Annotated in this window: 4 protein-coding genes; 2 read left to right on the top strand and 2 right to left on the bottom strand. The window is 53.2% G+C overall.

Annotated elements, in window-relative coordinates; genetic code table 11:
* A partial coding sequence (gene zinT / locus RTK32_RS20280; RefSeq protein ID WP_312047100.1) for a metal-binding protein ZinT occupies nucleotides 1–597 on the top strand: 597 nt, incomplete at its 5' end.
* Nucleotides 598–627: 30 nt separating this feature from the next.
* On the opposite strand, the gene RTK32_RS20275 is transcribed toward zinT, so the two are convergent.
* Entirely contained in the window at nucleotides 628–1,875 is a 1,248-nt protein-coding gene (locus RTK32_RS20275) for an aromatic amino acid transporter (RefSeq protein ID WP_312047098.1), read from the bottom strand.
* A gap of 195 nt (nucleotides 1,876–2,070) precedes the next feature.
* Between RTK32_RS20275 and RTK32_RS20270 the strand changes: the two genes are divergently transcribed.
* Complete coding sequence (locus RTK32_RS20270) at nucleotides 2,071–2,319, top strand: DUF2534 family protein (protein ID WP_312047096.1); 249 nt, start codon at nucleotides 2,071–2,073, stop codon at nucleotides 2,317–2,319.
* 337 nt (nucleotides 2,320–2,656) lie between these two features.
* Here the strand turns inward: RTK32_RS20270 and RTK32_RS20265 are convergent.
* Nucleotides 2,657–3,376 (bottom strand): LysR substrate-binding domain-containing protein (locus RTK32_RS20265; protein ID WP_312047094.1); only part of this gene is annotated, 720 nt, incomplete at its 5' end.

The raw sequence follows: 3,376 nt of genomic DNA, 5'->3' as shown, positions 1-3,376 counted from the left end.
AGTCAGGCTTTCGCACACGGCGCCCATTCACATGGCAAGCCAATGAGCGAAGCCGAACAGCAAGCGGCAGAAGGCATCTTCAACAATCAGGATGTTAAGGAGAGAAGCCTGAAGGACTGGGACGGCATCTGGCAATCGGTTTATCCTTTGCTGATAAGCGGCGAACTTGATCCCGTTTTACAGAAGAAAGCCAAAAAGGATAAAGAAAAGGATTTTCAGCAGCTTAAAGCCTATTATCGCAAGGGATACGCCACTGATATTACCACGCTGGCGATTGAAAATGATTTTATCGAGTTTCGGTATGGTGATAAGACCAGCCGCTGTCGCTATCATTACGCGGGCCATAAGATCCTGACCTATGCGTCAGGTAAGAAAGGCGTTCGCTACCTGTTTGATTGCCCGGACGCCAACAGCACTGCGCCCAAATATGTACAGTTCAGTGACCACACCATTTCCCCGCGCCAGTCGGCACACTTCCATCTGTTTATGGGTAATACCTCTCAGGAAGCGCTGCTAAAGGAGATGGATAACTGGCCTACTTTTTATCCATGGCAGCTGAGCAATGCTCAGGTCGTTGATGAGATGCTGCATCATTAAAAAAAGGCCCGGTATATCCGGGCCTGTTTTTTAGCCGTGAAAAACCGGTAAAAGGCCCAGCCAGCTTAGCGTCCAAGCCAGTACGTTTAGCCCGCCAAATACCATCACGACGATAATCGCTACATTTTGTCTGCCGGCATGCGTAGTGGCTTCAGGAAACTTCCGCTGCGCTTTACGGGCCAACAGCGCCGGGACAATCACCGCCCACAGCGTAGCGAACAGCCCGGCAAAGCCAATAGCGGCGATAAAACCATGCGGAAACCACAGCGAAGCGCACAGCGCAGGTAAAAATGTCAGACACGCCGTTTTAAATCTGCCTGACCGCGTGTCGGCCATTTGTAACCGATCGGCAATAAAATCAAACAGCCCTGCCGTGACGCCAAGAAACGAACAGATCACCGCAAAGTGAGAGAAAACGTCCATCAGCAGCGCCAGGGCGCTAACGTGCAGATAGCCTCTTAAGGCCGACATCAACGCCTCAATATCTCCGCCCGCATCAATAATGGCCGGGAAAGTTGCGCGCGGTAGATTGCCCATCGTGCCGGTTAGCCAGAACACATAGATGACCAGCGACATAAAAGTCCCCAGTATCAGCGCACGGTTTACCTGTTTTTTATCGCCTGCATAGTAGCCAATAAGGCCACTAATGTTGCCATGATAGCCAAAGGAAGCGAGACAGAACGGCAGGACTGCCAGCGTATAGGGCCAGTAAGCCTGTCCCGAAGCACCGCTGTTGGTCAGCGTACTCAGATCCAGCTGGGTCAAAAGCCCGCCAAACAGCGTGACCAACAGCAGGATTTTCGCCAGCACGCAAAACGTCATCAACCGGCTGACGCCTTTAGTGCCCAGCCAGACAACGGCCGCCACGCACAGCGTGAGGATAATTTTGGCTTCCGCCACGGAAAGGTTTAGGCCTGCCCGATTTAAAGAACTCTGGTAGACCGGCCCGCTGGCGGAAATATAGGCATAGGTAAGAATACCCAGCACAAAAAGGATGCTCAGTCCGTTGATGGCCGCCCAGGCCCGTCCAAGCAAATCGCGCGTGATGGTATCGAAACCGGCACCCAGCGGGTAATGCTGGCTGGCCTGCACGAACAGCAGTCCGGTCAGCAACATACATAGCCAGCTGACCATCAGGATCAGCAATGACCAGCCGTACCAGGCACCGGCCATGACCACGGGAAGCGTAAACATACCGGCACCGACTACGGTTCCGCAAATGATCATCGCGCCCCACCATACCGAAGGCCGATGGCGCGCTAACGAACTCTCCCTCATAATTTCCCTGCTAAATAAATGATATTAAGGCCGCAATTCTAATGCAAATGCCCTGCTATAACCTGACCTAATTCCGTCTCAGCACGAAAAATTGCGGGCCGCCGGGCGACAGGAGCGAATTTGCCGCCGTTTAAGAAACGTTTTCCAGATGAAGTTGTTATACTGCGGCGCACTATTTGCTCCCGGAAACAGGTTATGAAACGGAAAGAGACCAAACGGTTTATCGCTGCGCTGGTGGTGGTACTGGTTATCGCACTTACGGTAATGTCGAATGTGATGATCGGGGGTGCGATTGATGAGTACCATATACCTTTGCACGACTGGTCGGCGGGCATGCTGGTGTCGCAGCTGTTTATGATTGCCGTTTACTCAATGGTCTTTACCGGTCTGTTAGCTATTCCGCTCTGGTACTGGTTCCTGGGCGAAAAATCCCCCGAAGCCTGACCGTGCCTTTCAGGGGCTGAGGCCAATGCAGGGTGGCACAACCGCCCTGCGCCTTCCTACCGGGAAAGCCGGTGGTAGCCAGATAGGTATCGATGAGCGACCATGACAGGTTTACAGCAGCAAACTGCCCTTTTCATAGCGCATCAAAGGCACAGCGCTACCGATTTTTTTCAGCGCGGCACCCCGCTTTTTGCGATTGCCGACTGATGCTAAAACCCGCAAATCGGGTTGATATAATAAGTTAACGCCCTCTCTTTATTGAATAAAACTAAACCATGGCGAATACAGCCCCGGGGAATTTTCTAACCCAAAGGTTTATTGTTTAATTTAGCTCAACTTAAGTAGGTGCGATGATCCCTTCCTGATTATCTCTTCCTATGCGCGTCGGAAACGTTTCTGTCAGCCAGTCGATAAAGACGCGAAGCCGATGCGTGACGTGGCGGTTTTGTGGGTAAACCACGTGAAAAGGATAAGGCGCCGGCCGCCATGCTTTCAGGATTTCCTGAAGCTGCCCGGCTTTCAGCGCCTCGCAGGCCGCATAGGTAAAGGTCTGCACAATGCCCAGCCCGGCCAGAGCGGCTGCCAGATGTGCATTGCTTTCATTGACGCCAAGCCGGTGTGGCGCTTTAATTTCCGTTTTTTCTCCCCCACGCGCAAAGCGAAAAGGAAAAGCCCTGCCGGTGTCCGAGGAGAGATAGCTAACCAGCCGATGTCCATTGCACAGTTCCTGTGGCGTGGCGGGTACGCCATAGCGCTTCAGATAGCCCGGAGTGGCGCAGGTAATCAGCGTGGCGTAACCGATCCGTTTAGCAATCAGCGACGAATCCGCAAGCGGGCCGCCGCGAATAACGCAGTCGACATTGTCGCCAATCAGATCGACGGCGCGATCCGACACGCCCAGATCGATACGAATATCCGGGTAGCGCGCCATAAACTCCGGCAATGCCGGGATCAGCACGTCACGGGCAGTAGAGCCGCCAATATCGATACGTAACTGCCCATGAGGCTGGCCGCGAACAACGGAAAAGGCGCTGTCAATATCCTCCAGTTCCTTCAG

It is taken from the genome of Erwinia sp., from assembly GCF_031978025.1.
Classification (GTDB): domain Bacteria; phylum Pseudomonadota; class Gammaproteobacteria; order Enterobacterales; family Enterobacteriaceae; genus Erwinia.
This window is presented reverse-complemented; position numbering and strand designations above follow the sequence as displayed.